Annotated in this window: 20 protein-coding genes and 1 pseudogene; 13 read left to right on the top strand and 8 right to left on the bottom strand. The window is 62.1% G+C overall.

Annotated features, from left to right (window positions below):
• The first annotated feature begins 31 nt into the window (after nucleotides 1–31).
• The 3 genes from bglA to ATY29_RS07260 all read left to right on the top strand — a co-directional run bounded on the left by bglA (nucleotide 32) and on the right by ATY29_RS07260 (nucleotide 3,324).
• Nucleotides 32–1,684 (top strand): beta-galactosidase BglA, encoded by a 1,653-nt coding sequence (gene bglA, locus ATY29_RS07270; RefSeq protein ID WP_097535667.1) that lies wholly within the window; start codon nucleotides 32–34, stop codon nucleotides 1,682–1,684.
• A gap of 21 nt (nucleotides 1,685–1,705) precedes the next feature.
• Complete coding sequence (locus tag ATY29_RS07265; protein ID WP_025415353.1) at nucleotides 1,706–2,794, top strand: ABC transporter ATP-binding protein; 1,089 nt, start codon at nucleotides 1,706–1,708, stop codon at nucleotides 2,792–2,794.
• Between the two features lie 116 nt (nucleotides 2,795–2,910).
• Nucleotides 2,911–3,324: a hypothetical protein gene (locus ATY29_RS07260; protein ID WP_003570259.1), complete on the top strand. Its 414-nt coding sequence runs from the start codon at nucleotides 2,911–2,913 to the stop codon at nucleotides 3,322–3,324.
• Nucleotides 3,325–3,401: 77 nt separating this feature from the next.
• On the opposite strand, the gene edd is transcribed toward ATY29_RS07260, so the two are convergent.
• The 5 genes from edd to ATY29_RS07235 all read right to left on the bottom strand — a co-directional run bounded on the left by edd (nucleotide 3,402) and on the right by ATY29_RS07235 (nucleotide 10,366).
• The gene (gene edd, locus ATY29_RS07255) at nucleotides 3,402–5,225 is read right to left on the bottom strand and encodes a phosphogluconate dehydratase (RefSeq protein ID WP_097535665.1); all 1,824 of its coding nucleotides are present in this window, start codon (nucleotides 5,223–5,225) and stop codon (nucleotides 3,402–3,404) included.
• A 77-nt stretch (nucleotides 5,226–5,302) separates the two neighbouring features.
• Nucleotides 5,303–6,001: a 6-phosphogluconolactonase gene (pgl, locus tag ATY29_RS07250; RefSeq protein WP_097535663.1), complete on the bottom strand. Its 699-nt coding sequence runs from the start codon at nucleotides 5,999–6,001 to the stop codon at nucleotides 5,303–5,305.
• Between the two features lie 10 nt (nucleotides 6,002–6,011).
• Nucleotides 6,012–7,487: a glucose-6-phosphate dehydrogenase gene (zwf, locus tag ATY29_RS07245; protein WP_003570253.1), complete on the bottom strand. Its 1,476-nt coding sequence runs from the start codon at nucleotides 7,485–7,487 to the stop codon at nucleotides 6,012–6,014.
• 134 nt (nucleotides 7,488–7,621) lie between these two features.
• Nucleotides 7,622–8,920, bottom strand: coding sequence for an NAD(P)/FAD-dependent oxidoreductase (locus ATY29_RS07240; RefSeq protein ID WP_097535661.1), 1,299 nt, complete (start codon nucleotides 8,918–8,920; stop codon nucleotides 7,622–7,624).
• A 9-nt stretch (nucleotides 8,921–8,929) separates the two neighbouring features.
• Entirely contained in the window at nucleotides 8,930–10,366 is a 1,437-nt protein-coding gene (locus ATY29_RS07235) for a glutamine synthetase family protein (RefSeq protein WP_025415355.1), read from the bottom strand.
• An 87-nt stretch (nucleotides 10,367–10,453) separates the two neighbouring features.
• On the opposite strand from ATY29_RS07235, the pseudogene ATY29_RS07230 reads away from it, so the two are divergent.
• From ATY29_RS07230 to ATY29_RS07220, 4 genes and pseudogenes are all read left to right on the top strand, one after another.
• Nucleotides 10,454–11,673 (top strand): annotated as a pseudogene (locus ATY29_RS07230) (BaiN/RdsA family NAD(P)/FAD-dependent oxidoreductase).
• Nucleotides 11,674–11,810: 137 nt separating this feature from the next.
• Complete coding sequence (locus tag ATY29_RS36780; protein WP_003570248.1) at nucleotides 11,811–11,954, top strand: hypothetical protein; 144 nt, start codon at nucleotides 11,811–11,813, stop codon at nucleotides 11,952–11,954.
• Between the two features lie 313 nt (nucleotides 11,955–12,267).
• Entirely contained in the window at nucleotides 12,268–14,796 is a 2,529-nt protein-coding gene (locus tag ATY29_RS07225; RefSeq protein WP_097535657.1) for a methyl-accepting chemotaxis protein, read from the top strand.
• Nucleotides 14,797–14,952: 156 nt separating this feature from the next.
• Nucleotides 14,953–16,800, top strand: coding sequence for a methyl-accepting chemotaxis protein (locus tag ATY29_RS07220; RefSeq protein WP_097535772.1), 1,848 nt, complete (start codon nucleotides 14,953–14,955; stop codon nucleotides 16,798–16,800).
• On the opposite strand, the gene ATY29_RS07215 is transcribed toward ATY29_RS07220, so the two are convergent.
• On the bottom strand, nucleotides 16,773–17,027 hold the full coding sequence (locus ATY29_RS07215; RefSeq protein WP_097535654.1) for a hypothetical protein: 255 nt from the start codon (nucleotides 17,025–17,027) through the stop codon (nucleotides 16,773–16,775). The genes ATY29_RS07220 and ATY29_RS07215 overlap by 28 nt on opposite strands.
• A gap of 90 nt (nucleotides 17,028–17,117) precedes the next feature.
• Between ATY29_RS07215 and ATY29_RS07210 the strand changes: the two genes are divergently transcribed.
• Complete coding sequence (locus ATY29_RS07210; RefSeq protein ID WP_003570244.1) at nucleotides 17,118–17,987, top strand: LysR family transcriptional regulator; 870 nt, start codon at nucleotides 17,118–17,120, stop codon at nucleotides 17,985–17,987.
• Between the two features lie 51 nt (nucleotides 17,988–18,038).
• Here the strand turns inward: ATY29_RS07210 and ATY29_RS07205 are convergent, their stop codons facing one another.
• Nucleotides 18,039–18,275: an SMc00767 family acetate metabolism repressor gene (locus ATY29_RS07205; RefSeq protein WP_003570242.1), complete on the bottom strand. Its 237-nt coding sequence runs from the start codon at nucleotides 18,273–18,275 to the stop codon at nucleotides 18,039–18,041.
• 21 nt (nucleotides 18,276–18,296) lie between these two features.
• Nucleotides 18,297–19,586 carry an isocitrate lyase gene (gene aceA / locus ATY29_RS07200; RefSeq protein WP_097535770.1) on the bottom strand — a complete coding sequence of 430 codons (1,290 nt, stop codon included), beginning with the start codon at nucleotides 19,584–19,586 and terminating at the stop codon, nucleotides 18,297–18,299.
• A gap of 191 nt (nucleotides 19,587–19,777) precedes the next feature.
• Here aceA and ATY29_RS07195 point away from each other — a divergent pair, with 191 nt between their 5' ends.
• From ATY29_RS07195 to ATY29_RS07175, 5 genes are all read left to right on the top strand, one after another.
• The gene (locus tag ATY29_RS07195; protein WP_097535652.1) at nucleotides 19,778–21,187 is read left to right on the top strand and encodes a helix-turn-helix domain-containing protein; all 1,410 of its coding nucleotides are present in this window, start codon (nucleotides 19,778–19,780) and stop codon (nucleotides 21,185–21,187) included.
• 126 nt (nucleotides 21,188–21,313) lie between these two features.
• Entirely contained in the window at nucleotides 21,314–22,411 is a 1,098-nt protein-coding gene (locus tag ATY29_RS07190; RefSeq protein ID WP_097535650.1) for a polyamine ABC transporter substrate-binding protein, read from the top strand.
• Nucleotides 22,412–22,500: 89 nt separating this feature from the next.
• Nucleotides 22,501–23,643, top strand: a complete 1,143-nt coding sequence (locus ATY29_RS07185; RefSeq protein WP_097535648.1) for an ABC transporter ATP-binding protein — start codon at nucleotides 22,501–22,503, stop codon at nucleotides 23,641–23,643.
• A gap of 4 nt (nucleotides 23,644–23,647) precedes the next feature.
• Nucleotides 23,648–24,559, top strand: coding sequence for an ABC transporter permease subunit (locus ATY29_RS07180; RefSeq protein WP_003570234.1), 912 nt, complete (start codon nucleotides 23,648–23,650; stop codon nucleotides 24,557–24,559).
• Nucleotides 24,560–24,562: 3 nt separating this feature from the next.
• Nucleotides 24,563–25,381 (top strand): ABC transporter permease, encoded by an 819-nt coding sequence (locus ATY29_RS07175; RefSeq protein WP_025415364.1) that lies wholly within the window; start codon nucleotides 24,563–24,565, stop codon nucleotides 25,379–25,381.
• Nucleotides 25,382–25,452: the final 71 nt, after the last annotated feature.

Genomic DNA, 25,452 nt, shown 5'->3' with positions numbered 1-25,452 from the left:
TTTCCAAACGTGACTTCAGACAGGATATTCCATGAACGTGGCTCCCCAATCGATCTCGACCCCTGACAAGGACTGGTGGCGCGGCGCGGTGATCTATCAGATCTACCCGCGCTCCTACCAGGATTCGAACGGTGACGGCATCGGCGACCTCAAGGGCATCACCGCCCGCCTGCCGCATGTGGCAAGCCTCGGCGTTGATGCGATCTGGATCTCGCCCTTTTTCACCTCGCCGATGCGCGATTTCGGTTACGACGTTTCCGACTATGAGAATGTCGATTCGATCTTCGGCACGCTGGTGGATTTCGACACGATGATCGCTGAGGCCCATCGCCTCGGCATCCGGGTGATGATCGATCTCGTTATCTCGCATAGCTCGGATCAGCACCCCTGGTTCGTCCAAAGCCGTTCCAGCAAGACCAACGCCAAGGCCGACTGGTATGTCTGGGCCGACGCCAGGCCGGATGGCACGCCGCCGAACAACTGGCTGTCGATCTTCGGCGGCTCGGCATGGGCGTGGGATCCGACGCGCATGCAATATTACCTGCACAACTTCCTGACCTCGCAGCCGGATATGAACCTGCATAATCCCGAGGTGCAGGACCGTCTGCTCGATGTCGTGCGCTTCTGGCTGAACCGTGGCGTCGACGGCTTCCGTCTCGACACCATCAATTTTTACTTCCACGACCCGCTTCTACGAGACAATCCGGCCCTTGCTCCCGAGCGACGCAACGCCTCGACGGCGCCGGCGGTCAATCCCTATAATTTTCAGGAGCATATCTACGACAAGAACCGGCCCGAGAACCTTGCCTTCCTGAAGCGCTTCCGCGCCGTACTCGAGGAATTCCCGGCGATTGCCGCCGTCGGCGAGGTCGGTGACAGCCAGCGCGGGCTCGAGATCGTCGGCGAATACACGTCCGGCAACGACAAGATGCATATGTGTTACGCTTTCGAGTTCCTGGCCCCCGATCCGCTGACGGCCGAGCGCGTCGAAGAGGTGATGCAGGATTTCGAAGCCGCAGCACCGGATGGCTGGGCCTGCTGGGCCTTTTCCAATCACGACGTCATGCGCCATGTCAGCCGCTGGGGCGGGCTGGTCGCCGATCACGACGCCTTCGCCAAGCTCTATGCCTCGCTGCTTATGACGCTGCGCGGCTCCGTCTGCCTTTATCAGGGCGAGGAGCTGGCGCTGACCGAGGCCGATCTCGCCTACCAGGATCTGCAGGATCCCTACGGCATCCAGTTCTGGCCGGAATTCAAGGGCCGCGACGGCTGCCGCACGCCGATGGTCTGGGACAGCCAGGTCGCCCAGGGCGGCTTTTCCACGGTCAAGCCCTGGCTGCCGGTGCCGGTCGAACATATCCTGCGCGCCGTCAGCGTCCAGCAGGGCGACGAGGCCTCGGTACTGGAGCACTATCGCCGCTTCATCGCCTTCCGCAAATTGCACCCGGCCTTTGCCAAGGGCGAGATCGAATTCGAGGAGCCGCAGGGCGACGCGCTGGTCTTCACCCGCGAATACGGCAATGAGAAGCTGCTCTGTATCTTCAATATGAGCCCGACTGAGTCTGGCGTCACTTTGCCTGCGGGAGAATGGCAGGCGTTGACGGGGCATGGCTTTATCAGCAACAACTATGGCGACAAGATCGATATTCCGGCTTGGGGGGCGTATTTCGCCCGTCTCGCTTAAGGATCAGGAGGGGAAAGAGACATGACTGGACTGACGCTGAAGGATATCCGCAAATCCTACGGTTCCGTGGACGTTCTCCACGGCATCGACCTCGATATCAAGCAAGGCGAGTTCATCGTCTTCGTCGGTCCGTCCGGCTGCGGCAAGTCCACGCTACTGCGCATGATCGCCGGTCTCGAGGCAATCACCGGCGGCGAGATGTATATTGACGGCCATCTCGTCAACGACGTGCCGCCCTCCAAGCGCGGCATCGCCATGGTCTTCCAGTCCTATGCGCTCTATCCGCATATGACCGTCTTCGATAACATGGCTTTCGGCATGAAGATCGCCGGCGAAAGCAAGCAGGAAATCGATCGACGCGTCAAAGCGGCGGCCGAGAGCCTGCAGCTGACCCAATATCTCGGTCGCCTGCCCAAGGCGCTGTCCGGCGGCCAGCGCCAGCGCGTGGCGATCGGCCGCGCCATCTGCCGCGATCCGAAGGTCTTCCTGTTCGACGAGCCGCTCTCCAACCTCGATGCGGCACTTCGCGTCGCTACCCGCATCGAGATCGCCCGCCTGAACGAACAGATGGCCGATACGACGATGATCTACGTGACCCACGACCAGGTCGAGGCGATGACGCTTGCCGACCGCATTGTCGTTCTCTCCGCCGGCAATATCGAGCAGGTCGGCGCGCCGCTGGATCTCTACGAGCGTCCGGCCAACCTCTTCGTTGCCAAATTCATCGGTTCGCCGGCCATGAACATCATCCCGGCAACGGTTGCCGCGACCGGAAACCAGACGACCGTGACGCTGACCGGAGGCATGTCGGTGACACTAGATGTGCCGACCGGCGCCTCCGAAGCCGGCAAGCAGGCAAGCTTCGGCGTTCGCCCGGAAGATCTGCGGATCGCCGACGGCGCCGACTATCTTTTCGAGGGTGAGGTGTCGATCGTCGAAGCGCTCGGCGAAGTCACGCTGCTCTATATCGAAGGCCTGGTTCCGGGCGAGCCGATCGTCGTCAAGCTGCCCGGCATATACGATGTGAAGAAGGGCCAGAGGATGCGCTTTGCCGCCGACAGGCAGAAGTTGCATCTGTTTGACGCAACCGGCCACACCTACCGGAAATGAGGTAGCTATTTTTGGGGTAATGATCCCCAGAATTATCTGCGGGCGGCCGAATTCTCACTTTCTGTTAAAGATCGGCTGCTACCTTTTCCCCATCGATTTATGAGGGGGAAAAGCACATGGCCGCTTCCAATCCGTCACAGCCAAAGTCTCATTTCCTGAGCAAGGAAGAGTCCTTCATGTATGACCGCGAACAGCGGTTCAAGATGGAGGACACGATGAATGCCGCGCGCATCGAGTATACGGAAAAGGGCGTCATGCACGCGGCTTCGCGCCGCTGCGATATCGTCCGTATTTCGATGAGCAGCGCGACGCTGGCGATCCTCACCCAGTTCAACCTGCCGAAGCAGTTCTATCTGGATATTCCGGATGCCCGCATCACCAAGGTCGGCTGCCTGCTGATGAAGGTCAACGCCAACAATACGATCGAAGTCCGCTTCCTGCGCCTGCTGACGCAGAAGGAACTGAACAAGATATTCGTCTACAGCACCCATCCGGCGCACCGCGACTATGTGCTCGATATCCGCGCCTGACGAATAAGACGGAACATCAAAAACCCGCGGGTGCTTCGCGCGCCCGCGGGTTTTTGTTTGTCTGGAGCTAACAAGCTTCAGTGATGGAAGAGCACGCTGGCACCTTGATCCGAAGCGCCGACGGCGCGGCGGAAGGGGGCGAAGAGTTCGCGGCCCATGCCGAATTCATTGTCGGAGAGATCGACGGTTACCGGCTCGCGCTCGGCCAGATCAGCCGCATCGACGAGCAGCTCCAGCGTGCCCTTGATCGCATCGAGGCGGATGATGTCGCCGTCGCGGATACGGGCGATCGGGCCGCCGTCGACAGCTTCCGGCGTCACATGGATCGCCGCCGGCACCTTGCCTGAGGCGCCGGACATGCGCCCGTCGGTCAACAGCGCCACGTGGAAGCCGCGATCCTGCAGCACGCCGAGCGGCGGCGTCAGCTTGTGCAGTTCCGGCATGCCGTTCGCCTTCGGGCCCTGGAAGCGCACGACGGCGATGAAATCGCGGTTGAGCTTGCCTTCCTTGAAGGCGTCCTGCAGTTCCTGCTGGCTGTGGAAGATGATCGCCGGCGCCTCGATGATGTGGCGCTCCGGCTTGACCGCTGAGATCTTGATGACTGCCTTGCCGAGATTGCCGCGCAGCATCTTCAACCCGCCGTTCGCCTGGAACGGCGTTTCGATGCTGGAGAGCACCTTCGGATCGTGGCTCTTTTCCGGCGACGGCTGGCGCAGGACGCCGCCGTTTTCGCCGAGCCGGGCATCGACCGTATAGGCTTCGAGACCCTGGCCGAAGACGGTGCGCACGTCGTCATGCACCAGGCCGTGCTTCAGCAGTTCCTTGATGAGGAAGCCCATGCCGCCGGCCGCCTGGAAATGGTTCACGTCGGCCAGCCCGTTCGGATAGACGCGGGCGAGCAGTGGCACCACTTCCGAAAGCTCGGCAATATCCTGCCAGGTAAGCTGGATGCCGGCTGCGCGTGCCATGGCGACGAGGTGCAGCGTGTGGTTGGTCGAGCCGCCTGTCGCATGCAGGCCGACGACGCCGTTGACGACCGAACGCTCGTCGATCATCTCGCCCGCCGGCGTGAATTCGTTGCCGAGCGCGGTGATCGCCAAGGCTCGCTTGGCGGCTTCGCGCGTCAGCGCTTCGCGCAGCGGCGTGCCGGGATTGATGAAGGAGGAGCCGGGCAAATGGAAGCCCATAATCTCCATCAGCATCTGGTTGGAATTGGCTGTGCCGTAGAAGGTGCAGGTGCCGGGGCCGTGATAGGATTTCGATTCCGCCTCCAAGAGCTCGGCGCGTCCGACCTTGCCCTCGGCAAAGAGCTGGCGCACGCGCGACTTCTCGTCGTTCGGCAGACCTGTCGTCATCGGACCGGCCGGAACGAAGATTGAAGGCAGGTGCCCGAAGGACAATGCAGCAATGACGAGGCCCGGCACGATCTTGTCGCAGACGCCGAGGAAGAGGGCGGCATCGAACATATTGTGCGACAGGCCGACGCCCGCCGACATCGCGATCAGGTCGCGCGAAAACAGCGAAAGCTCCATGCCCGGCTGTCCCTGGGTGACGCCGTCGCACATGGCCGGCACGCCGCCTGCCACCTGCGCCACGCCGCCTGCTTGTGCGGCCGCTTCGCGGATGATCGCCGGATAGGTCTCGAACGGCTGATGGGCCGAGAGCATGTCGTTATAGGCGGTGATGATGCCGAGATTGGGGATGCGGTCAGCGGCGAGCGCATCCTTGTCGGCGGGGGAACAGACTGCGAAGCCGTGGGCAAGGTTGGCGCAGCCGAGCACCGAGCGCGCCACACCCTTGGATGCTGCGGCGCGCAGGCGTTCCAGGTAGCGCTCTCGGGTTGGTTTCGAGCGTTCGACAATGCGATCGGTGATCGCAGATATGCGTGCGTGAGCGGACATGGAAAATCCCTGCCTTGTTCGTTGTCTTATCTGTTTCGGCGGCTCTGGCCTGATATTCGATCCGGACTGACGGCCGATCAGGGAGCCCAGTAGATCTCGACCGGGGAAGTGGCCCGGCGCAGAATGGCGCGGATCGGCATATCTGCCTCTTCACCGCTGCCTTCCGCCTTGGCGAGAACGTCTTTTTTGCCTTCGCCCTCGATATGGAGAACCAGGAGTGCGGCATCCTGAAGACTGGAGAAGGTGAAGGTCAGGCGCGGCTCGCCGGCCCCTTCCGCTTCCATGGTAATGATGCCGCGCGGCGTCGATGCATCGAGCGAGGTCGCAAGATTGCTGCCGCCCGGAAAGAACGAGGCCGTGTGGCCGTCGCCGCCCATGCCGAGGATGACGACGTCGAACGGAATGCCGATTTCGGCGCTCTTTTCGGTCGCCAGCCGGGCGGCCTCCTCGACGGTAGCCGCGGGCTGGTAAAGCGGCACGAAACGCGCGGACTTCGCCTTGTTCTGCAAGAGATTGGCATCGACCAGCATATGGTTCGAGCGCGGATTGTCGGCCGGCACGAAACGTTCGTCGACAAGCGTGATCGTCACCTTGTCCCAGGCGATGTCGCGGGTCGACAGCGCCTGGAAGAAGGCTTTCGGCGTCGAGCCGCCGGATACGGCGATGGACGCCGTTCCGCGGGCTGATATTGCCGCCGAAAGCCTGTCGGCGACCTTGTCGGCGAGGCTGCCAGCGAGATCTGCGGGGCTGGCGAAAGAATGCAGGGTCGATGCCATCGGTTTCGTCCTAGATATCGTCATGCCAGGTGCGGCCGTCACGCTCGATCAGCGCGATGGCCTGGCTCGGGCCCCAGGTGCCGGCGGTATAACCCTGCACCTGCTGGCCGGTGGTTTCCCAACCTTTCAGGATCGGATCTACCCATTTCCATGCGGCTTCGACTTCGTCGCGGCGCATGAACAGCGTCTGGTTGGAGCGGATCACGTCCATCAGCAGGCGCTCGTAGGCGTCCGGATTACGGACGTTGAAGGCCTGGGCGAAGCTCATGTCGAGCGAGACGTTGCGCAGGCGCATGCCGCCCGGGCCCGGATCCTTGATCATCAGCGACTGCTTGACGCCTTCGTCCGGTTGCAGCCGGATGATCAGCTGGTTGGCAACGATGCGTCCGGCCGCCTGGTCGAAGATCGCGTGCGGGATCGGCTTGAAGGTGATGACGATCTCGGACATGCGTCCGGTCAGGCGCTTGCCGGTTCTGATGTAGAAGGGAACGCCCGCCCAGCGCCAATTGTTGATCTCGGCCTTGATGGCGACGAAGGTCTCGGTATTGGAGACGCCGCCTTCGAGCTCTTCGAGATAGCCCTTGACCGGGCCGCTGCCCGACGCGCCGGCGCGATACTGGCCGCGCACCGTCGCCTGCTCGACATTGGAGGCATTGAGCGGCTTCAGTGCGCGTAGCACCTTCAGCTTCTCGTCGCGGACGGCTTCCGAATCCATCGACGAGGGCACTTCCATCGCCGTCAGGCAGAGCAGCTGCAGGATGTGGTTCTGCACCATGTCGCGCAAGGCGCCGGCCGTATCGTAATAGCCGGCACGACCTTCCAGGCCGACCGCTTCGGCCACGGTGATCTGCACGTGATCGATATAGTTGGCGTTCCACAGCGGCTCATAGAGCGCATTGGCAAAGCGCAGCGCCATCAGATTCTGCACCGTCTCCTTGCCGAGATAGTGGTCGATGCGGAAGATCTGTTCTTCCTTGAAGGCCCGGCCGATCGTATCGTTGAGCTGCAGCGCCGAGGCAAGGTCGCGGCCGATCGGCTTTTCGACGACGATGCGGGTCGATTTGGTGATCAGCTTGTGGTCGTGGATTTTCTGCGAAATGTCGCCGAAGATGCCGGGCGCGACGGCGAGGTAGAAGGCGCGCACACGCTCCTTGCCCTCGTCGAGCAGCTTCTTCAACTGATCCCAGCCGGTATCCGTGCGGGCGTCGACCGAGACGTAGTAGAGACGGGCGCAGAACTTCTCCACCTCAGCTTCGTCATACTCGCCCTTCTTCAGGTGCTCGTTCAACGCATCCTTGGCGAATTTGCGATATTCCTCGTGGGAAAGAGGGCTGCGCGAAGCGCCGATCACCCGGGTCGGTTCGGAGAACTGGCCCTCGATCTGGCGGTGATAGAGCGCCGGCAGAAGCTTGCGTTCGGCAAGGTCGCCGCTGCCGCCGAAGACGACGTAATCAAAAGGCTCAACGGGAATGATCTGGCTGCTCATGAGCTTGTCTCTCAATCAGGCTGGTTGGCGGCCCTTTTAATCTAATCGATTTAAAAAAGCCAGTGTGCAGTGCAATGAATCTGTCAGGCACCGGTTTTAGAGCGAATTCCCAGAAGAGGAAATCCGCAATCTGACTAAAATTTGTCGCGAAGCGCAAACCACGACAAGGCGAGGAAAAGCAGCGGCGCCCGCATGCGCTGACCGCCGGGAAAGGCCGGAATATCGAGCGATGCGAACAGGTCGAGATCGCCGGATTTTCCCAGCACCATTTCCGCGTAGAGCTTGCCACAGTAGTTTGACAGCATGACGCCATGGCCGGAATAACCGCCGATCGAGATGACGCCGGGCATGACCTCGCGCACGAAGGGCTGGCGCGGCATGGTGATGCCGACGCTGCCGCCCCAGGCATGGGTGATGTCGATATCCTTGAGGGCAGGATAGATCTCGGCGATCTGCCGGCGGATGTGCTCGGAAATATCCTTCGGATTGTCCGACGTATAGGCCTCGCGCCCGCCAAACAGCAACCGGCCGTCGCCGAATTTGCGGAAATAGCGCACGACAAAACGCGAATCGGCCACCGCCTCGCCGCCCGGCAGCACTTCGGGATGCCGGTCGAGCGGAGCGGTGGCGCCGATGAAGGAGCGGATCGGCATGACATGGCTTGCCGTCACCGGTTCGAGGTTGCCGATATGGCCGTTGCAGGCAATCAGCGCACGGCCGGCGGTGATCGTCCCCCTGTCGGTTTCGATCGTCACCTTGCCGCCGCCCTGGCGGATCGTTTTTGCCCGGGTCATCTCGAAGATCGCAGCACCGGCATTGGCGGCGACCCGCGCCAGCCCGATCAGCAGCTTCAGTGGATGGATATGGCCGGTGCCGACATCGCGCACGCCGCAATAAAAACGCTTCGAGCCGAGCCGCTCCTGCGTTTCCTTCTCGTCCATGAAGCTGATGTGCGGATAGCCGTAGCGCAGCGCGGCGATCTCGGCATTCTCACGAAAGTCGCGTTCGTAGCTTGCCTTGTGCGCGACGTTGAGCTGGCCCGGCGCATAGTCGATCTCGATCTGTTGCTCGCGGGCGAAATCGATGAGATGGCGCTTGGCCGCCTCGGCGAGATCAAACAGCGCCTTCGAGCGTTGGTAGCCAATCTTCTGCTCGAGCTCTTCCGGCCACCATCGCTGGCCGGTACCGAGTTGGCCGCCATTGCGCCCGGACGCCCCGTCGCCGAAGCGGCAGGCCTCGATCAGCACCACCGAGACGCCTGACTTGGCGAGATGATAGGCGGCCTGCAGGCCGGTATAGCCGCCGCCGATGATGGCGACGTCTGATGTTCTCGAGCCGTCGAGGGCCGGATATGTCGGCCGCTCCCCGACGGTTGCCTGATACCAGGACAGGCCCGGCGAGATCGGGCTCTGCCACGTCTCCTGCGATGCCATGACGCTGCCTCACACGTTGAGCAGAAGGAATTCCCGCTCCCAGGGGCTGATCACCTGCATGAAGGTCTCGAACTCGCCGCGCTTGACGCCGGCGTAGAGGCCGATGAACTGCTTGCCGAAAATCTCCTCGAAGGCCGGTTCGTCTTCCATCAGCGCCACGGCTTCCAACAGGCCGCGCGGCAGATCGATCGAGCCCTCATTGGCCGAATCTTCGGTCGGCGCCGTCGGTTCGATCTGCTTCATGATGCCGAGCAGGCCGGAGGCGAGCGAGGCGGCAAGCGCCAGATACGGATTGGCGTCCGAACTCGGCAGCCGGTTTTCGACGCGCCTGGCCTGCGGATCGGAAACCGGAACGCGGAAGGCGGTCGTGCGGTTGTCGTAACCCCAGGCATTGTTGACCGGGCAGGACATATCCGGCTGCAGGCGCCGGTAGGAGTTCACATAGGGTGCCAGCATCGCCATCGCGCTCGGCACGAATTTCTGCATGCCGCCGATGAAATGGAAGAATTCCTTCGACGCCGATCCGTCCGCATTGGAGAAGACGTTCTTGCCGGTCTCGATATTGACCACCGACTGATGGATGTGCATCGCCGAACCCGGCTGAGCCTGCATCGGCTTGGCCATGAAGGTTGCATAAATATCGTGTTTCAGCGCCGCCTCGCGGATCGTGCGCTTGAACAGGAACACCTGGTCGGCAAGCTCGATCGGATTGCCGTGGCGCAGGTTGATCTCGAGCTGCGCCGGTCCCTCTTCATGGATCAGCGTGTCGATCTCCAAACCCTGTTTTTCCGAGAAATGGTAGATGTCGTCGATCAGCTCGTCGAATTCGTTGATGCCGGCAATCGAATAACCCTGGCCGCCGAGGATCGAACGGCCGGACCGGCCCTTGGGCGGATGCAGCGGATAATCGGGGTCGTCATTCTTGGCGACCAGGTAGAATTCGATTTCGGGCGCCACGATCGGCTTCCAGCCGCGGTCGTGATAGAGGCTCATGATGCGCTTCAAGACGTTGCGCGGCGTATAGGGCACTTCGCCGCCGTCCGAATCGACGATGTCGCAGATCACCTGCGCCGTCGGGTCGGTCTCCCAGGGCACGACCGACAGCGTCGAAAGATCGGGCATCAGCTTCAGGTCGCTGTCACGCGGCTCGTAGCGGAAGCTCTCGGTCTCATCCGGGTACTCGCCCGAAATCGTGTGCCGGTAGATCGCCGAAGGCAGCGCTAAGGACGTGTTCGAGGTGAATTTTGAGCTCGGCATCATCTTGCCGCGCGGAACGCCGGCAAGGTCCGGCGTGATGCATTCGATGTCTTCGATGCCCCTGTCCCTGAGCCACCGCGCTGCTTCCTTCCAGTTCGCAACGCCGCGCAGGGATCCGGGGTCCGGAGGGGTCTGCTTCGAGGCGGGTACGTTTCTGGCAGGCTTCAGCGTCGTCTTTTTTGGGGACATGACACACCGGTTTGGTTGATCGTGGCGCCATCATAACCAGACTTTGCCGATTGGCGAGGGGTTGAGAACGTTGACTTTCGCCCTTCGATGGAAAAAGAAGACGCGGATCTATCGGGGAAACGGGTTTGCAGCGCAAAAGCGACGTCATCGTCATCGGCGCCGGGGCGGCGGGCATGATGGCGGCCATCCGGGCCGGAAAACGCGGCCGCTCGGTCGTGGTCCTCGACCATGCCAAGTCGCCCGGCGAGAAGATCCGCATCTCAGGCGGCGGCCGCTGCAATTTCACCAATATCCATGCCGGGCCGAAGAACTTCCTCTCCGCCAACCCGCATTTCTGCAAGTCCGCTCTTGCCCGTTTCACCCCCGCCGATTTCATCGCCATGGTCGACCGGCACGGCATTGCCTGGCATGAAAAGACGCTCGGCCAGCTGTTCTGCGATGACAGCGCCAAAGACGTCATTCGCATGCTGCTGACTGAGATGCGCGGCGCCGGCGCCCAGCTGTATCTCGGCACCGAGATATCAGGCGTCGAGAAGGTGGAGGCGGGTTTTCGCGTCTCCACAGGCGAGGGCGCCTTTGAAGCATCGTCGCTGATCATTGCCACCGGCGGCAAGTCGATCCCGAAGATGGGCGCCACCGGCTTTGCCTATCGCCTCGCCGAGCAGTTCGGCCTGCCTGTGCTTGAAACCCGCCCCGGCCTCGTGCCGCTGACGCTCGATCCCGGCCTGCTCGAGGCCGTCGCCCCGCTCGCCGGCATTTCGGCGCCAGCCGAAATCCGCCATGGCAGGACCGCTTTCCGCGAAGCGCTGCTGTTCACCCATCGGGGCTTGAGCGGCCCCGCCATTCTGCAGATTTCCTCCTACTGGCGCGAAGGCGACGAGATTGTTCTGTCGATCGAACCGGATATCGACATTGCGGCACATCTGAAGGCGGCAAAGCAGCGAAATGGCCGCCAGTCGCCGCAGACCGCACTCGGCGACATCTTGCCGAAGCGGCTGGCCCAATTTCTCGTCGAGCGCGAAAAGATCGCCGGCAATATGGCCGACCTGGCCGACAGGGTGCTGCTGCGCCTTGCCGCGGCCGCCCAGACCTTCGCGGTCAAACCGTCCGGCTCGGAAGGCTACCGCACCGCCGAAGTGACGCTCGGCGGCATCGATACCGCAGCGCTCGATTCCCGCAGCATGGAGGCCAAGGCCGTGCCCGGGCTTTATTTCATCGGCGAATGCGTCGACGTCACTGGCTGGCTCGGCGGCTATAATTTCCAATGGGCCTGGGCCTCCGGTTTTGCCGCCGGCGAATACGCGTAAGAATACCGATTCAAGACTTCTTAATAGAGGTGCGCCATCCTGTCTCAATTGGCGGTTTGCAAGATCGTTCCTAGATAATGCTTTACCGGCAAGCTGTTTTGTTGGATTGTTGTGTCAGAAGAAGTGAGGTTTCGAGCATGACCAGAAACGCACGACGCGCCCGCGCCATCGCAATTGCCGAGGCAAAGCCCAACGCCCGGATGGTCGCCCTGCGTTATCTGATGCTTGCCGCCGGCGCCACCGCCGCCAGCCTGGCGCTGCTGCTCTCGCACGTCCTCTGATCCTGTCTTCGGGCCTGCAATGACGGTCGCGGCGCAATGTGCCGCCCCGTGGCGCCACGGCTTACAAAATTGCAACTATTTCACCGCCTTGGCTTAATCCGCCGCAACCGCTTATCCGAAAATTAATATCTAATCTGACACAATTGCCCGCGATTATTTGGGCATCTCCAAGTTGTTTGGACATGAACTGGCAATGACTGCCGCCTGGCTTCCGGGTTCCCCAATGTAAATCTAAATAGCAGCTCGATGTGCACCCGGCTGGCGCCAAATGGCCGCCGGCGGGAGGAGTGGTGTATGAAAGGCCCGGAACGCCATGTTGATTGACAAGATTCTTTCCCGCTTCAGGATCAAGACCAAGGTCCTGATCTTCGTTCTGCCTTTCGTCGTCACCATTTCGGCGGTCGGCCTGACGGGTCTTTACGCCTCGGGACTGCTGCAGGGCCGCATGGAAATATCCAACAGCGTCCTGCAGTCGCTGAGCGGCTTCAAGGATCTTTACGGTTCGATGGACGATTTCCTGCGCGTCACCAGCCCGCAGGCACGCGACAAGCTGACTGCCGAGCTGAAGACGCAGCAGGGCGTGCTCGATGCGACGTTGAACCAGGTCGGCGACGAGGCCGCCGGCCGCGACAGCCTGGCCGAAGCGTCGCGCCGCACCAAGGATATAACCGGTGTCGTTGACAAGCTCTGGGCGCTGCACGAGCAGGAACAGGCACTGCATGAGCAGATCGACGCGGCGCAGAAGAGCCTGATCAGCACCCGCTTCACGGTCTCCTACCAGGCCGAGGAATTGCAGACCGCGCTGCAGAACGACGAGGGTGCCGCCACCATCACGCTGCGCACGGCCGACCGCCTGCTGAAGGGCGGCGACTTCCTCGGCACCGTCGCCAGCGGCTACAGCAAGCCGCAGACGCCGCAGGACAAGATCGCCTACATCAACGAACAGATGCCTGCGATCATCAAGGCCCAGCGGCAGATCGCCATTTCGGTTCCAACCAACCAGAAGAACGTCATCGACGCGCTGACCGCAACCATCGACAGCATCAAGGCGATCGCGGCGATGCCCGCTCCGACCGACGAGGACATCGCCGAACTCGGCCGTCTCGTCTCGCGTTTCCGCCAGACCTCGACCTATACGCAGCTGACGGCAACGCAGAAGATGCGCGAGGCGACACAGCGCTTCGCCGAACTCGAAGGCCGCATCGCCCAGACCAATTCCGTGCTTCAGGATACGCGTCGCCTCGAAAATTCCGTCTATGCGCTGCAGATCGTCCTTTCCGATTTCCTCGCCAACTCCAGCAAGGATAATCTCGTGCGTCTGCAGCAACAGGCCGGCACCCTTGGCAAGGACATGCAGGTGCTGGCCACCAGTGCCAAGGGCATGGGCTTTGCCGAGGGCATCTCCGGCGCGATCCAGCCGGCGCTCGACGCCATCTCCGGCGGCGGCTCGAAGATCGTCGATACGATCGGCGAGCGCGTCACGGCCTATGCCGCTGCCCGCCAGGAGCTCGACCATATCTGGACGAAGCTCACCGATTTCGCCGAACTGCAGAAACAGACGGCCGGCACCGAGCGCACCCAGGCAAACAGCATCTCCGTCATGACCACCGGTCTCGGCATCCTCCTGTCGATCCTTGGCGGTTTTGCCCTGGTCCTGACGCTGCAGCGGCCGATCAGCCATATCACCGCCGCCATGCGCCGCATCGCCGAAGGGGCGCTGGATACCAGCATCTCCGGCGAGCAGCGCTACGATGAAATCGGCGACATGGCCCGCGCACTCGGCATCTTCAAGGAAAATGCCATCTCGAAGATCCGCATCGAGGAGCAGAGCGACGAGGAACGCGCCGCCGCCGAACACGAGCGCCAGCGCAACGATGCCGAAAAGCGCGAAATGGATCGCCAGATCGAATTCGCGGTCAACGAACTCGCCGCCGGCCTCGAACGCATGTCGCAGGGCGATATCTCGACGACGATCGAGACACCCTTCATCGGCCGTCTCGAACAGCTGCGCCAGGACTTCAACGGTTCGATGATGCGCTTGCAGGCGACGATGAGCCAGATCCGCGACAATGTCGAGCTGATCCAGGGCAACGGCAACCAGATGGCCCAGTCGGCCGAGGATCTGTCGAAGCGCACCGAACAGCAGGCCGCCTCCCTCGAAGAGACCGCGGCCGCCGTCGACGAGATCACCGTCACCGTCCGTTCGTCGGCCGAACGCGCCAAGGATGCCGACCAGATTGTCCGCCAGGCCAAACGCAGCGCCGACGATTCCGCGGTGGTCGTCAGCAATGCGATCGATGCAATGGGCCGCATCGAGGAAGCCGCGCGCCAGATCGAGCAGATTATCGGCGTCATCGACGAGATCGCCTTCCAGACCAACCTTCTGGCGCTCAACGCCGGTATCGAGGCGGCGCGCGCCGGTGAAGCCGGCAAGGGCTTTGCGGTCGTCGCCATGGAAGTCCGCGAACTGGCCCAGCGCTCCGCAGCCGCCGCACAGGAGATCAAGGGCCTAATCAACAAGTCGACCAACGAGGTCAGCTCCGGCTCGCAGTTCGTCCAGGAGACCGGCACGGTGCTCGCCAAGATCAGCGCCCAGATCGTCACGATCAGCCAGCATGTCGAGATGATCGCCCGCGCCAGCCACGACCAGTCCAATGCGCTGCAGAGCGTCAACGCCACCGTCAACCAGATGGACCAGATGACGCAGCAAAACGCCGCCATGGTGGAGGAGACGACCGCCGCCAGCCGCGAACTGGCCGACGAGGCCGATTCTCTGCGCAGGCTCATCCAGCAGTTCAAGATCGACGGCGAGGCGGCCGCGCCGGTCTACCGCGCCGCCTGATCGTCGCCCGATCTGACTTGTTCGAACGGCCCCGGCTTTTTTTTCCGGGGCCGTTTCTGTGTTTCAGAATGGCGCTGCCTGCAGCCCTGATTTACGGAAAATTTTCCTTAACGCTTTTGGCTTAATTTGGCCTTGGTTTATCCGCCGGGGGTTTTGATGCTGCGCCTTTTCTCTACGTCGATCGTCCGTCAAATCGTTGCGATCACGCTGTGTCTGCTGACGGTCAGCACCGCTGCGATCGTCGGCGTGACCTATTACAATCTGAGCCGCCAGGTCATGGACGGGGCTGTCGCCGACGCCAGGGATGCCACCCGGGCAATGGCTGTGCTCTACGGCGCGGCCGATCAGGCGGCAAAGATCGAGCTGAAGGACAACCAGCTCGCAACCGTCACCGAAGGCGCCATTCCGGCGCTGGCCGATCATTCGCTGGTCGACCGCACCGCGCAGTCGATCGCCGGCGTTGCGACGATTTTCCAGAAGCAGGGCGGCGACTACGTCCGCATATCCACCAACGTCAAGAAGGAAAACGGCGACCGCGCCGTCGGCACCAAGCTCGTCGCCGAACATCCCGCCCAGCCGGTACTCGCCAAGGGTGAGGCCTATTACGGCCAGGCCGAGCTTTTCGGCCGCAAGTTCATGACCGGTTATTTCCCGATCAAGAATGCCTCGAATGCCAATGTCGGTATACTCTTCATCGGCATTCCGATGGAACTCTATTACGCAAGGCTGAACGAGCTGCAAATGCTGGTTCTCGGCGTCGGCGCCATCGTCATGCTCATCGTCGGGCTTCTCGCCTTTTATGCGATCCGCCTGTCGGTGAAGCCTTTGCAGGCACTGACGGCGCGCGTCCACTCGATTTCCTCGGGCGATCTCGACGGCGCGATCCCGTGTGTCGATAAGAAGAACGAATTCGGCGACATCGGCCGGGCCTTGGCGCTCTTCCGCGACAGCGCCCGCGACAGACGCGACCTCGAAACGCAGGCCGCCGAACAGCGCGCCTTGAGCGATGCCGAACGCGCCAGGAACGATGCCGACAAGCGCTCGCTCGACAGCCAGATCGACTTTGCCGTCAACCAGCTTGCCGCTGGCTTAGGGCGTCTGTCGCAGGGCGATGTCTCGGAAACGATCGGCACGCCCTTCGTCGGTCGGTTGGAGCAGCTGCGCGTCGATTTCAACGCCTCCCTGCTGCGGCTCCAGGATACGCTCTCCGGCATCCGCGACAGCGCCTCGACCATCCAGCGCAACAGTAGCTCGGTTTCTGCTTCAGCAGGCGAGCTTTCGAAACGCACCGAGGCGCAGGCGGCAAGCCTCGAAGAGACGGCCGCCGCGGTGGAGGAGATCACCGTCACGGTTCGCTCGTCCGCCGAGCGTGCCCGCGAAGCCAACAGCGTCGTCGCCGCGACCAAGAAGACGGCCGACAATTCCGGCGCCGTGGTCGGCGATGCCGTTGCCGCCATGGAGCGCATCGAGCAGGCTTCGCAGCAGATCGAGCAGATCATCGAGGTGATCGACGATATCGCCTTCCAGACCAATCTTCTGGCGTTGAACGCTGGCATCGAGGCGGCACGCGCCGGCGAGGCGGGCAAGGGTTTCGCCGTCGTCGCCCAGGAGGTCCGCGAACTCGCCCAGCGTTCGGCCGATGCGGCCCGCCAGATCAAGTCGCTGATCGAGACGTCAAGCCGCGAAGTGACGGTGGGCTCCGAACTGGTGCAGAAGACCGGCAGCGTCCTTGCCTCGATCAGCCAGGAGATCATCGCGATCAGCGGCCATGTCGAGACTATCGCCACAGCGAGCCGCGATCAGTCGGCCGCGTTGCAGGAGGTCAACGGTTCGGTAAACGCCATGGACCAGATGACCCAGAAGAACGCGTCGATGGTTGCCGAGACGACGCAGGCAAGCCGTCTGCTCGCCGGCGAGGCCGACACGCTGATGACGCTGATCGAGCGCTTCCGCATCGTGGCCGGGTCCGCACCGGCTCACCTCGGCGCAAGAAAAGTCGCCTGAGGCACGCAGCCGCAGCTATCGCAGGATTGCGCCGCGGCTTTGCGGCGTAGTCCTTTCGACGCGACACGCTTCAGCATGAGGTCAAGCGAGGTCAGCCAGCTGGCGAAGCGGATGAGGCCGTTGTCTCCGAACTCGGCATAGAACCGATCCTCCTCCGTCTTGTCCCCGCTTGGCCCGCGACGGTGTCGATATCCCAGCGTGCCTGCGATGGTCATCATGTCGATCATGGCGATGTCCTTTCCTGTAGAAGACATCACCTGATTTAGGCATCAAATTTCTCTTCATAAACAGAGAAAATCCCGCTATGTTTTTCATCGATGAAAAACGCGAATTGGGATTCCTATCAGCTTTTCCTGCAGGTTGCTCGCCTTGGCGGCTTGACGGGAGCAAGCACGGCAAGCGGGCTCAGCCCGGCGACCGTCGGCCGGCGGATGCTCGATCTCGAACAGGAGGTCGGCCGCGCCTTGTTTTCACGCAGCCAGACCGGCTACCGCCTGACGCGGGATGGCCAGGCGCTGCTCGATCACCTTCAGGAGATGGAGGCTGCCGCCCGCAAGGTGGAGGCGTGGCGGCAATCGGGCGAGGGCGGCACGACCGTCAAGGTTGCCGCCGGCACCTGGCTCGCCTGGCTGCTGACGGAGAATTTTGCCGCCATCCGCATGCCGGGTGATGGCTTTGCCATTTCGCTCACCATCGGCGAGGCGCGGGCGAGCCTTGCCTATCGCGAGAGCGATATCGGTATTCGCGCCTTCGAACCTGAGGAGGCCAATCTTGCCGCCCGCCGGCTCGGTGAAGTCGCCTATGCCTGTTATATCAGACGCAACGCCGCCGAGACGGACGAGCGCTGGATTGCGGTTGCCGAGGAGGAGGCAATCTCGGCCTATCTGCGCTGGCCGCACGCCAATGCTGCAGCCGCGATCGTCGCCACCGTCAACCGGCCGCGTTCGCTGCCGGATCTGGTGCGCGCCGGCGCCGGCAAGGCGGTGCTTCCCTGTTTTGTCGGCGATCTCCATCCAGATTTGCAGCGGCTTGGCGGCGAACTGCCGGAATTGCGCCACGCGCAATGGATCGTCATGAACGCCGAGGACCGCCATCGCCCGGAGATCCGCACGGTCGCCGACCGCATGACCAAACTCATCAGAAGTTATGCCGATCTGTTCGCCGGAAAACGGCCGAGCCGCGGCTGAAATTGGTGATGAAACGCCCGCGCATCTCTTCGGATGCGCGGGCGGTTCTCCTCAATGCCGGTTGGTGACGACGACGGGGATCAGCAGGTCGCCCCAGTTGCCGTCGCCGCCGTGATGGCGGGCCGAGCGCACCAGCTCGACCGAGACGCCGGCCTCGACGGCTTTCATGACTGACTGGTTCAGCCGATGCAGGTCGTTGGCGAGCATGCGGATCGTCGTCTGCTGATCCTCGCTCATACTGGTCGCCTGCTCCTCGGCCCGTTCCCTGACGCGTGAAATGGATGCCATGATCTTCTCCTCCTCTTTGCTCTATTCCGCAGCCGGTTTGAACTGCGCATGTTCGGTTGAGCCGTGCATCGCCGTGGTCGATGACCGGCCGCCGGTAATGGCGAGCGACACGGCGTCGAAATAGCCGGTGCCGACCTCGCGCTGGTGTTTGGTGGCGGTGTAGCCATTGACCTCGGCGTCGAATTCCGCCTGCTGCAGTTCGGAATAGGCCGACATCTGCCGCTGCTTGTAGCCGCGCGCCAGTTCGTACATGCCGTAATTCAGCTGGTGGAAGCCGGCGAGTGTGATGAACTGGAATTTGTAGCCCATCGCGCCGAGCTCGCGCTGGAATTTTGCGATCGTCGCCTCGTCGAGGTTTTTCCTCCAGTTGAAGGAAGGCGAGCAATTATAGGCGAGCAGCTTGCCGGGATGGACCTTGTGCACGCCTTCGGCAAAACGCCGCGCCTGGTCAAGATCCGGCTTGGAAGTCTCGCACCAGATGAGATCACAATGCGGTGCATAGGCGACGGCGCGCGCGATGCAGGGCTCGATGCCGTTTCTGACCTGGTAGAAACCTTCGACCGTGCGCCCGGCGTCATAATCAACGAAGGGCTGGTCGCGCTCGTCGATATCGGATGTCAGCAGCTTTGCCGCTTCCGCGTCGGTGCGCGCGATGACCAGCGTCGCAACACCCATGACGTCGGCGGCAAGCCGGGCGGCGTTGAGATTGCGGATATGGGCGGCCGTCGGGATCAGCACCTTGCCGCCGAGATGGCCGCATTTCTTCTCCGAGGCGAGCTGATCCTCGAAATGGACGCCGGCCGCACCCGCTTCGATATAGGCCTTCATGATCTCGAACGCGTTGAGCGGTCCGCCGAAGCCGGCTTCCGCATCGGCGACGATCGGCGCAAACCACGAGTCGACGGAAAGCCCCTGGCCCTCCGAAGTCTCGATCTGATCGGCGCGCTGCAGCGTCCGGTTGATGCGCTTGGCAAGCTCCGGCCCGGCATTGGCCGGGTAGAGCGACTGATCGGGATACATGGCGGACGCCGTATTGGCGTCGGCTGCCACCTGCCAGCCGGAAAGATAGATCGCCTTCAGCCCGGCGCGTACCATCTGCATGGCCTGGTTGCCGGAAAGCGCGCCGAGCGCATTGAGGAAATCCTCCTGGCGCAGCAGCCGCCACAACCGGTCCGCCCCCATTTCGGCCAGCGTATGGGTCAGCGCCACCGAGCCCCGGAGCCGCCGCACGTCATCGGCCGAATAGGGCCTGTCGATGCCGTCGAAGCGGCCTGCCGGTGCATTTGGAACAAGCTTGTAAAAATCGGTCATGCTGATCTCCTCGCAAAAAATCGATATCGGGGTGTTGATGACAAGTTTGACAATATCGCGCGACATGGCTAGGAAAACCTTTGATTTCTGGGTCAGAAAGAGGTTAAGATGACGAGGATTGACAGAGTGGCGCTGTGAATTTGTAAAATTTTGTAAAAAATGGTGCCACCTTTCTGTCAAAGGGTGTGACAATGGCGGAACGGAAGATATTCGCGGGCCCAAAATTGCGGCGCATCCGCAATGCGCTGACGCTGACGCAGACCGCCATGGCCGAGGCGCTGGAAATATCGCCCTCCTATCTGAACCTGATCGAACGCAACCAGCGGCCGCTGACGGTGCAGCTGCTGTTGAAGCTCGCGGCCGTCTACAGGGTCGATCTGGAGGAGTTGCGCGGGCAGACCGGCGGCAGTCTCGGCCAGCTCAAGGAGGTCTTTGCCGATCCGCTGCTGTCGGGCGAGCTGCCCGGCGACCAGGAACTGGTCGAGGTGGCGGAAGCCGCACCCAATGCGGCAAGCGGCATGATCAAGCTCTACCGCGCCTATCGCGAGCAGGCGGCAAGGCTGTCCGATCTGACGGCGCTGATGGCCGCCGAAGGTCACGCGCCGGTTGCCGCCGGCCGGTTGCCGCTCGACGAGGTGCGCGAGACGCTGGAACGCAGGTCGGCCTATTTCGGACGGATCGAGATGGCGGCGGAAGCCTTTGCGGCGACGTTGCCCGGCGGCCTCGATCTTGCTGCCGGCCTGAAGGATTGGCTGCGCGCCGAGCGCGGCATTGCGGTGCGAGTCCTGCCGGTCCATGTCATGCCGGATCTGCGCCGCCGTTTCGACCGCCATTCGATGCGGCTGTTCATCTCCGAGCGCCTGTCGCAGGCCGACCGCGCGCACGAGATATCGATCGAGGCAGCGACGCTTGCCTTGTCGCCGGCCATCGATGCCGAGCTCGACGATCTCCAGCTCTCCTCCGCCGAGGCGCGCCGCATCGCCCGCTTCGAGCTTGCCCGCATCGCCGCTCTGGCGCTGGCCATGCCCTACGAAGCCTTTCTTTCCGCGGCCAAGGCAACGCGTTATGACATCGATATTCTGCGGGCGCGTTTCGGCGTCTCCTTCGGCCATGCCGCCGCACGCCTGACGATGCTGCAGCGGCCGGGAGCTGCCGCCATTCCCTTCTTCCTGATCGAGATCGATGCCGCCGGCCACCGGCTGCGGCGGGCAGGCGCCCAGGGTTTTCCGCAGGCCCGTTTCGGCGGCGGCTGTCCGAAGCTCAATATCCACGCGGCCTTCCTGCAGCCCGGCCAGATCCTCGCCGAAACCGTAGTCACGCCGGATGGCGCCTCCTTCTTGACGGTCGCCCGCACCCTGGAGGGGCCGAGCGTCGAATTCGGCGAAAGGCTGAGGCGCACCGCGATCCTGATCGGCTGCGATGCCGCCCTTGGCGACGCACTGGTCTATGGCCAGGCAACAGTGCTCGAGCCGGTCGCAATCGGTCCGGCCTGTCGGCTCTGCGAGCGGCGCGGCTGCCTTTCCCGCGCCGAACCGCCGGTGACGCGGCCGCTGGGGCTCGACGAGATGGTGGCGGGGCTCAGCGCCTTCGATTTCCAGTGATTGTGAAATCATTGAAGGCGCAGGATTTTGCGCTTGTGGGCTGTGAAATTCCTTCTTAGTCTGCAGGCAAAACCAGAGGGAAAAGATGTCCGGGGGTGCGGGCTCTTTGAACAAACAGGAGAAGTCATGAGGTCAATCATTCCAAGTGTGACGGCCGTTGCCGTTGCCGCACTTCTTGCCGCCGCGCCGGCCTTTGCCCAGGAGCGCGTGGTCAACGTCTATAACTGGTCGGATTATATCGACGACTCCATCCTTGCCGACTTCACCAAGGAAACCGGCATCAAGGTCGTCTACGACACCTTCGATTCCAACGAGACCGTGGAAACCAAGCTGCTTGCCGGGGGCACCGGTTATGACGTTGTCGTTCCCACAGCCGACTTCCTGCAGCGCCAGATTCAGGCCGGCGTTTTCCAGAAGCTCGACAAGTCGAAACTGCCGAACCTTTCCAACATGTGGGATGTGATCCAGCAGCGCACTGCCGAATATGACCCGGGCAACGAACACGCGGTCGATTACATGTGGGGTACCGACGGCATCGGCTACAACGTCAAGAAGGTTGCCGAAATTCTCGGTCCCGATGTCAAGCCCGGCCTCGAAGTGATCTTCGATCCGAAGGTCGCCGCAAAGTTCAAGGATTGCGGCATCTATGTTCTCGATACACCGAAGGACGTCATCACCACGGCATTTCGTTATCTCGGCCTCGACCCGAACTCCACCAAGGCTGAGGATTTCAAGAAGGCCGAAGAACTGCTGACGGCGGTTCGCTCCAATATCCGCAAGTTCCACTCGTCCGAATACATCAATGCGCTTGCCAACGGCGACATCTGCATCGCCTTCGGTTATTCCGGGGACATGCTGCAGGCGCGCGACCGTGCGGCCGAAGCCAAGAACGGCGTCGAGGTCAATTATTCGGTTCCCCCGCAAGGCGCCCAGATGTGGTTCGACATGATGGCCATCCCCGCCGATGCGCCCCATGTCGCCGAAGCCCATGAGTTCCTGAATTATATGATGAAGCCTGAGGTCATCGCCAAGGCGAGCGACCACACCTTCTATGCCAACGGCAACAAGGCCTCGCAGCAGTTCGTCAGCAAGGACATTCTGGAAGACCCGGCAGTCTATCCGACCGCGGAGGTGATGAAGAACCTCTTCACGGTCAAGCCATGGGATCCGAAAACGCAGCGGCTGGGCACGCGCCTCTGGACGAAGGTCGTTACCGGCCAGTAATTTAAGCCTTGGGCCCGGACGGCAACGTCCGGGCCTTTCAATTACCGGCCCGGGGCGGAGGCCGGAAAAACCTTTATTCGGGGAATAATATGAAGTCTCTCGGCAATATCCGCCGCGCTTTCGCGCCTTGGACCGATCCCTCTGCAAAACCCTTCATTGCTTTCAAGAATGTCACCAAGCGCTTCGGCGATTTTACCGCCGTCGACAATCTGTCGCTTGATATCTATCACCGCGAGTTTTTCGCGCTGCTCGGCGCTTCGGGCTGCGGCAAGTCCACACTGCTGCGCATGCTCGCGGGCTTCGAGCAGCCGACCTCCGGCGAGATCGTTCTCGACGGAACCGATATGGCCGGCACGCCGCCCTATAAGCGGCCGGTCAACATGATGTTCCAGTCCTATGCGCTTTTCCCGCACATGACGGTGGAGAAGAATATCGCTTTCGGCCTGAAGCAGGACGGTATGCCCAAGGATGAGATGACCGAGCGCGTCTCGCAGATGCTGAAGCTTGTCAAGCTCGAGCAGTTCGCCTCGCGCAAGCCGAACCAGCTTTCCGGCGGTCAGCGCCAGCGTGTGGCACTGGCCCGCTCGCTCGCCAAGCGCCCGAAGGTACTGCTGCTCGACGAACCGCTCGGCGCACTCGACAAGAAGCTGCGCGAGGAAACCCAGTTCGAACTGATGGACCTGCAGCAGAACCTCGGCCTCACCTTCGTCGTCGTCACCCACGACCAGGAAGAGGCGATGACCATGGCCGATCGCATCGCCGTCATGAGCCACGGCAAGGTCGTGCAGGTGGCGACACCAGCGGAAATCTACGAGGCGCCGAATTCCCGTTTCGTTGCGGATTTCATCGGCGACGTCAACATCTTCGACGGCAAGGTCGCCGCATCGGGCAACGGCACCGTCGAAATATCAGTCGACAGCGGCTTCAACGTACGTGTCGCCGCCGCCGAGACACCTTCGGCCGGCAGCGCCGTCGGCTTCGCCATCCGGCCTGAAAAGATGCGGGTCGGGCGCCAGGCGCCGGTCAATGCTTCGGTCAATGCCGCCAGGGGCGAACTCTGGGACATCGCCTATCTCGGCGATATGACCGTCTTCCATGTGAAATTGCAGAGCGGCAAGATCGTCAAGGCCTCTTCCCTCAATGCACAGCGCTCCGTTGACGACCCCTTCACCTACGACCAGGACGTCTGGATCTCGTTCGACGAGAACGCCGGCGTTCTGCTGAAGGATTGAGATCATGGGCAAGCTCACCTCCGGCCTCTACAATCGGCTCGTCATCACCATCCCCTACGCCTGGCTGCTGCTCTTCTTCCTGGCGCCGTTCTTCATCGTCTTTCGGATTTCGCTGTCGACGACGGCGATCGCCATGCCGCCTTATGTGCCGGTCTTCTCGCTTGCCGATGGCTGGGCCGGGCTGTGGAGCAAGATCGGCGAGCTTTCCTTCGACAATTACGCCTACCTCACCGAGGATGCGCTCTATATCAATGCCTATATCTCGAGCGTGGTGATTGCCGGGATCTCGACTTTCCTCACCCTGCTGATTGCCTATCCGATTGCCTACGGCATGGCACAGGCGCCGCGCACCATCCGCCCGACGCTGGTGATGCTGGTCATCCTGCCGTTCTGGACGAGCTTCCTGATCCGCGTCTATTCATGGATCGCGATCCTGAAGCCGGAAGGCCTTCTCAACCAGCTTCTCCTGTCGCTGCACATCATCGACAGCCCACTGATCATCCTCAACACCAATACCGCCGTCTATATCGGCATCGTCTATTCCTATCTGCCCTTCATGGTGCTGCCGCTCTATTCAGCGCTGGAAAAGATGGACGGTACGCTGATCGAGGCGGCGCAGGATCTCGGTTGCACGCCGATCCGGGCCTTCTGGCGCGTCACCTTTCCGCTGTCGATCCCCGGTGTGGTCGCCGGCTGCATGCTGGTCTTCATTCCCGCCGTCGGTGAATTCGTCATTCCCGACCTGCTCGGCGGTTCGCAGACGCTGATGATCGGCAAGACGCTCTGGAACGAGTTCAACGCCAACCGCGACTGGCCGGTCTCCTCGGCGGTGGCAACGATCCTGCTGATGATCCTGGTGATCCCGATCGTCTTCTTCCAGAACGCCCAGGCCAAAGCCGAAGAGCGGGGGAAATAAGCCATGCTGAAATGGACCCGCTTCAACATCGTCTCCGTCACGCTCGGCTTTGCCTTCCTCTATCTGCCGATTGTGCTTCTGGTGATCTTCTCCTTCAACGAATCGAAGCTCGTCACCGTCTGGGGCGGCTTCTCCACGAAATGGTATGTCTCGCTGCTCTCGAACCAGGGCCTGCTCGACGCCGCCTGGGTGACGATCCGTGTCGGCCTATTGTCGGCGACGCTGGCAACGATCCTCGGCACGATGGCGGCGTTGACGCTGGTGCGCTACACGCGCTTTCGCGGCCGCATGCTGTTTTCCGGCATGATCTATGCGCCGCTCGTCATGCCTGACGTCATCACCGGCCTGTCGCTGCTGCTGCTCTTCGTCGCCATTGGCTTCGACCGCGGTTTCTGGACGATCACGCTGGCGCATACGACGCTGACCATGTGCTTCGTCGCCGTCGTCGTGCAGTCGCGCCTGTTGAGCTTCGATCAGTCGATCGAGGAGGCGGCCCAGGATCTCGGCGCGCCGCCGGTGCGCACCTTTTTCGAGATCACCCTGCCGATCATCGCACCGGCCGTGATCTCGGGCTGGATCCTTGCCTTCACCCTGTCGCTCGACGATCTGGTGATCGCCAGTTTCACCTCGGGGCCGGGCGCCACCACACTGCCGATGCGGATCTACAGCCAGGTTCGCCTCGGCGTGACGCCCGAGATCAACGCGGTCTGCACGATCCTGATCGGCATCGTTGCGGTCGGCGTCATCTGCGCCTCGATCGTCACCAAGCGCCGCGAAATCCAGCGCCAGCGGGATGAGCGTGCGGCGGCTGCCGGGGCTTAGACTAGAGCGGGATGATTTTAGGTGGAATCGCAATTGGGATTCCCTTTTGGACGCAAATCAGATTCATCCTT

This window comes from Rhizobium hidalgonense (assembly GCF_002914525.1).
Lineage (GTDB): Bacteria > Pseudomonadota > Alphaproteobacteria > Rhizobiales > Rhizobiaceae > Rhizobium > Rhizobium hidalgonense.
This window is presented reverse-complemented; position numbering and strand designations above follow the sequence as displayed.